The sequence below is a fragment of the Treponema sp. genome, assembly GCF_024696245.1.
GTDB lineage: Bacteria > Spirochaetota > Spirochaetia > Treponematales > Treponemataceae > Treponema_D.
In genome coordinates this window covers 1-6,310 of sequence record NZ_JAILGZ010000116.1, presented here as the reverse complement: position 1 = coordinate 6,310, position 6,310 = coordinate 1, and the positions used below count along the sequence as shown (strand labels likewise).

Here is a 6,310-nt window from a genome sequence, read left to right as displayed (position 1 = left end):
GATTACTGCAGTTGTAAATGATGTAAAAATGACACTTATACTCGGAAGTATCATAGCCATCATTATTCTTGTTGTAATGGGTGCTATTGCCCTTATGGTTTCTTTAAAACCACTTACTCTTGTTCAGGACACTATTAACGGCATTGCTTCCGGAGATGCTGACCTTACAAAACGAATTGAAATTAAATCCAGAAACGAAATCGGTCAGGTTGTAAACGGCTTTAATAACTTTGCCGCAAAACTTCAGAATATTATTTCAGAAGTAAAATCTTCTAAAGATGAACTTACAATTGCAGGTGAAGACATGTCAGCTTCTGCAGAAGATACTGCAAGTTCAATTACCCAGATTATTGCAAACATAGAAAGCATGCACCGTCAGATAGAGAATCAGGGACACAGTGTAAATCAGACTGCAGGAGCGGTAAACGAAATTGCTTCCAATATTGAATCCCTGGAACACATGATAGAAAGTCAGTCTTCCGGAGTTACTCAGGCTTCTGCTGCAGTTGAACAGATGATTGGCAACATTACATCCGTAAATCAGAGTGTAGAAAAGATGGCAGATTCTTTCTCTACCCTTCGCAATAATGCCCAGTCAGGATTTACAAAACAGCAGGCTGTTAACGAAAGGGTTCAGCAGATAGAAACCCAGTCACAGATGCTTCAGGAAGCAAATACTGCAATTTCGGCCATCGCTTCCCAGACCAACCTTCTTGCCATGAATGCCGCAATCGAAGCAGCTCATGCAGGAGAAGCAGGAAAAGGATTCTCCGTAGTTGCAGACGAAATCCGAAAACTTTCAGAAACATCTACAGCCCAGTCAAAGACTATCGGAACTCAGCTTAACAGCATCAAGGAATCCATTAACGATGTAGTTACTGCCTCTACAGAAGCAAGTACAGCCTTTGAAGCAGTTTCTAAAAAACTTGCAGAGACAGATGAACTTGTACTTCAGATTAAGAGTGCCATGGAAGAACAAAACGAAGGTTCCAAGCAGATTACAGAAGCCCTTCATAATATGAATGACAGTACGGTAGAAGTTCGTAATGCTTCTACAGAAATGGAAGAAGGCAACAAGATGATTCTTTCTGAAGTAAAGAACCTTCAGGATGCTACAGTTTCAATGAACCAGAACATGACTGAGATGTCAACCGGAGCAAGAAAAATTAACGAAACCGGTGCTGCCCTCTCAAGCATTGCCCTTAAGATGAAGGATTCCATCAACCAGATCGGAAACCAGATAGACCGCTTTAAAGTCTGAATTTGATTGAAAGTGAATAAAAGAGCCGGACTTTTTTTGAAGGTAAACCGCACTTCAATTTAAGTCCGGCTCTTTTTATTATTGCAGGTCCTCAAGACAAAAGCCATTACAGGTACTATAATAAAGATATGAAAATTTTAATAAACGGAAACTTCCTTAACAGAAACCTTACAGGTATAGAGCGTTTTGCATGGGAGACCTGCAGACGTCTTGATGCCCTCCTTACAAATAAAGACGATTTTTACATTCTGATAGCTTCAAATGCAAAACTTTTTCCTGAATTCAAAAACATTAAAATAATAATTTCTCCTGAATCCATCAGCCGTTTTCCTAAATGGGACATGGGTGTATTTAAGAAAGCCTGCAAAAAGCTCAAGGCAACCGGCCTTAACTTTTCAAACACTGCACCCCGTGGGAAATACTGCGGCTTTTCTTTTATTCACGACATATATGCAGCTGACTGTCCGGAAGACTTTACTTCCTTTAAGGATAAGCTTGTAAAACTCTACAGCTCTTTCTGCTACAAAAATATTGCCCGCAATGCAAGACAGGTCTTTACGGTTTCTCAATTCAGCAAAGAAAGAATTGTTAAACGCTATAGAATTAATGCAGACCGGGTAAGTGTTATCCCAAACGGCTGGGAGCATTTTAATTGCGTAGAAGAAGACCAGGACATTTTTAAGCGATTCCCTGAACTTTTGCAAAAAGACTTTTACTTTACCTTAGGAAGTCTTAGCCGCAGAAAAAATCTTGCCTGGATTGCCCGTTACGCAGCAAAGCATCCTGATGAACATTTTGCCGTAAGCGGTAAAGCCATTAGCGGTCTTGTTCCACAGGAGCTTGAAGTCCTTAAGGAATTAAAAAACGTAACCCTGGCAGGCTATGTTTCTGACGGAGAAGTAAAGGCCCTGATGAAAAAATGCCGGGCTTTTATTTTTCCAAGTTACTACGAAGGATTTGGCATTCCCCCATTAGAAGCCTTAAGCACAGGATGTCAGGCTGTAGTTTCTAAAGCAGCATGCCTTCCGGAGATTTATGGGGATTCAGTTCACTATATAGACCCGGATAATTCAGGTGTAAACCTTAAAGAAATTTTAAGAGAGCCTGTGGGAGACAGTGAGGCTGTTCTTAAAAAATACACCTACGATAACGCAGCAAGGCTTTTACTTGATAAAATACGCTCCTTTTACTGAAATTCACCCTTAAATGGCTGGCTAATGGCAGGCCCCAGACTGGTAAAAGCCGGGCTTGTTGCCATCTGAGGGGCTTTTCATTAAAATTAAAGAAAAAAGTTATTACTTATATATAGAGGAAATATATGGGATCTGTTTTTTACTCTCTGGTTATTTACCCGCTGACACAGATAATTGAACTGGTTTTCAGCTTCTGTTCCAAACTGTTTGACAATACAGGCTTTGCAATTCTTGGTGTAAGTTTTGCAGTCAGTCTCCTTACCCTTCCGCTTTACATTGTTGCAGAACACTGGCAGCAGGTTGAACGTGACAAGCAGAAAGCCATGAAAGGCGAAGTTGATAAAATCAAGGCTGTCTTTAAAGGAAACGAACAGTATATGATTCTTTCTACCTATTACAGACAGCAGCATTATCATCCGATTATGTCCCTTCGTTCTGCATTCGGTCTTTTGATTCAGATTCCTTTCTTTACCGCCGCTTACACCTGTCTTTCAAACATGACAGCCCTTAACGGTCAGAGCCTTCTCTTTATCAGGGACATGGGTGCTCCTGATTCACTTTTTACAATCGGTGCCTTCCACGTAAATATTCTTCCTATCCTTATGACCCTTATCAACATGATAAGCGGAACCATTTACACAAAGGGACTGCCTTTACGTGACAAGATTCAAACTTACGGTCTTGCCCTGGTCTTTGTTGTAATTCTTTATGATTCACCTGCAGGTCTGGTTGCCTACTGGACTCTTAACAACCTTTTCTCTCTTGTGAAAAATATTTTCTATAAGCTTAAGCATCCTGTATGGACTTTGTATGCCATTGCCTGTGCCGGTGTTACAGCCCTTATTATCTGGATGTTTGCAGGCCACGTTCTTGCAGTTAAGAGAGCCCTTCTTGTTGCAGCAATGTTTGCCCTTGTTTACTTTGCACCACTTTTTGTAAAGGTAAGCAACTATCTTATAGACAAACCTTTTGCCCATTTAAAGGACAACTTTAAGATGCGTCTTGGACTTTTTGCAGCTTCTGCAATCGGCCTTACTTTGCTGGTGGGACTTCTTTTACCTACACTTCTTATTTCTTCTTCACCAGAAGAATTTTGTGGAATTGATGGAATTGCTTCTCCATTATTCTATGTTGGTAATACATTAAGCCAGTCAGCCGGAATATTTATTATCTGGTGTTCACTTATTTTCTTCCTTTTCCATGAAAGAATGCAGACTTTAATAGCCTTTGCTCTTTCTTTCCTTTTTGGAGCAAGTCTGATAAATAGTTTTGTATTTATGGGAGATTATGGTACTTTAAGTAAACTGCTTAAATTTACTGAAGTTTCTACAGTAGATTCATCATCAGGTATGATAATCATCAACTTATTATCCATGCTTATTATAGCAGCTGCTTTAATAGTAATTTATAAATTCAAAGTTACAAAATTCCTAAACTATTTCTTTGTAATTATAAGTGCCAGTCTTATTTTCGTTTCTATAACCAATATCTCAAAAATAAATAAAGGTTATGAATCATACCAGGAAAAGATTGCTAAAAATGTCAGCATGGTAAAAGAAATCAAACCGATTTTCCATTTATCAAAAACAGGAAATAATGTTTTCTATCTTTATATAGATAGGGCTCAGGCAAGATATATTGAACCATTATTTGAAGAATGTCCTGAATTATATGAACAGTTTTCTGGATTTACATTCTATGAAAACACAGTTTCCTTCAATGGACATACACTTTTAGGTTCTCCTCCTTGTTTTGGTGGCTATGAATATACACCTGAAGCTATCAATGAAAAGAAATCAGAAAAATTAAAGGATAAAACAAACGAAGCCCTCCTTCTTCTTCCTAGAATTTTTACAGAACAGGGAGATGATTATTCTGCTACAGTAACTGATCCATCATGGGCAAATTACAGCTGGATACCTGATCTTTCCATCTATGATAAATACCCGGAAATTGAATCTCATCATACAGACGCAATCTATACTGACTTATGGTATAAAGAACATCAGGATACTGCAAATCTTAACGTTGTAAGTTCAACCTTAAAAAGAAATATTCTTTGGTACGGATTTTTCAGAGTATCACCTTTAGTACTTAGACCGGCTTTTTATAATGACGGAGAATATTGGTCTACAAATAAATCCAATGCAGATTATAATGATTATCTTGACGGTTATTCTGTACTTGAATATTTACCACGTTTTACAGATTTTGATTCAAAGACTAAAAATACTTATGTCAATTTAGTAAATAATGCTACTCATGATAATCTCTTCCTTCAGGCTCCAGACTATAAACCTGCTACAACTATCACCAATTTTGGAACTTCTGAATATGCACATAATGGAGATTACCATTCATTTGCAGGTTCTATTAAACGTATAGGAGAATGGCTTGAATATCTTAAGGCCAATGACTGTTACGACAATACAAGAATTGTAATTGTTGCTGATCATGGTGCAACTTCAAAAGAAGTCGGTTATGAATGGGACAGTAAATTTGAAAAAATTGGTCCTGGACATTATCATCCTCTGCTTATGTATAAAGACTTTAATTCAAAAGGCAAACTTATTGTTAACGAAGACTTCATGACAAATGCAGATGGACCTTCTCTTCTTCTTAAAGGTCTTATCGATGAACCTAAAAATCCTTTTACAGGGAAAATTGTAGATTCATCCGCTAAAGAAGATGGTGCACTCGTATGTCTTTCCGATATCTTCATGCCATACCATAATTCTGGTGAATATGTACATGACACTAAGAAAACAGACTGGTACAGAGTTAAAGATAACATATTTAACAGCAACAATTGGACACAGGAGGAACACTAATGTTATTTAACAATTTACTATATATAGATCCGGGAACAGGAAGTATGCTCTTCTCTGTTTTCATTGGAGCCGCTACAACTTTATTTTTTCTGGCACGTGCTCTTTTTATAAAACTTCAGATTGTTCTTTCTGGAGGTAAAAAAGACAATTTCTCAAAATCAAAAATACCATATGCAATTTATACGGATTCAAAAAGGTATTGGAATGTATTTAAACCAGTATGTGATGAATTTGAAAAAAGAGGACTTTCCCTTACTTATTTTACACAATCACCTGATGACCCAGCACTTTCAGCTAATTATAAAAATGTAAAAGCAGAATTTATCGGAGAAGGAAATAAAGGTTTTAACAGACTTAATTTTTTAAATTGTGATGTTCTTCTTTCTTCTACTCCAGGTGTAGATGTTTTACAGTGGAAACGTTCAAAATACACAAAACATTATGCCCATATTCCACATACTGTTGATGACAAAGTTGGATATCGTATGTTTGGCCTCGATTATTATGATAGTGTTTTGCTTACAGGGGATTATCAGGCAGCAGATATTCGTGAGATTGAAAAAATCCGTGGTATAAACAAAAAAGAACTCGTAACAGTTGGTTCAACTTATATGGATGCTGCACTGGAGCACCTAAAAGAGCTTCCTGCATATAAAGGTCCAGATATGAATAATTTAAAAGTACTCCTTGCACCAAGCTGGGGTCCAAGTGCAATACTGAGTAAGTTTGGAAATAAAATAATAGATGCTTTACTTGCTACAGGATTTGAAATAATTGTTCGTCCACATCCACAGTCAAAAATTTCTGAAAAAGAAATGCTTGATTCTCTTATGGAGCAATATAAAAACACACCAAAACTTAGCTGGAATTTTGATAATGATAACCTTGCAGTTTTAAACAGTGCAGACATTCTTATTACTGATTTTTCTGGTGTTGTATTTGATTACACATTATTATGTGACCGTCCAATTATTTATGCGGACACCAAATTTGACCCACGTCCTTATGATGCCGGATGTCTCTAC

The 6,310-nt window shown here is 37.4% G+C and carries 4 protein-coding genes; all 4 read left to right on the top strand.

Annotated features, from left to right (window positions below; all coding sequences use genetic code 11):
* On the top strand, positions 1 to 1,261 hold a 1,261-nt coding region (locus K6D58_RS08280; RefSeq protein ID WP_296829599.1), incomplete at its 5' end, for a methyl-accepting chemotaxis protein.
* 128 nt (positions 1,262 to 1,389) lie between these two features.
* Positions 1,390 to 2,454 (top strand): glycosyltransferase family 4 protein, encoded by a 1,065-nt coding sequence (locus K6D58_RS08275; RefSeq protein WP_296829596.1) that lies wholly within the window; start codon positions 1,390 to 1,392, stop codon positions 2,452 to 2,454.
* A gap of 125 nt (positions 2,455 to 2,579) precedes the next feature.
* Positions 2,580 to 5,285, top strand: coding sequence for a YidC/Oxa1 family membrane protein insertase (locus K6D58_RS08270; protein ID WP_296829594.1), 2,706 nt, complete (start codon positions 2,580 to 2,582; stop codon positions 5,283 to 5,285).
* Positions 5,285 to 6,310, top strand: a 1,026-nt coding sequence (locus K6D58_RS08265; protein ID WP_296829591.1) for a CDP-glycerol glycerophosphotransferase family protein, incomplete at its 3' end; no start/stop codon positions are given. The genes K6D58_RS08270 and K6D58_RS08265, both read left to right, overlap by 1 nt.

Bases quoted from the DNA above. Each gene is read 5' to 3' on its own strand.
- K6D58_RS08275 (WP_296829596.1), top strand. From the start codon at position 1,390: ATGAAAATTTTAATAAACGGAAACTTCCTTAACAGAAACCTTACAGGT.
- K6D58_RS08270 (WP_296829594.1), top strand. From the start codon at position 2,580: ATGGGATCTGTTTTTTACTCTCTGGTTATTTACCCGCTGACACAGATA.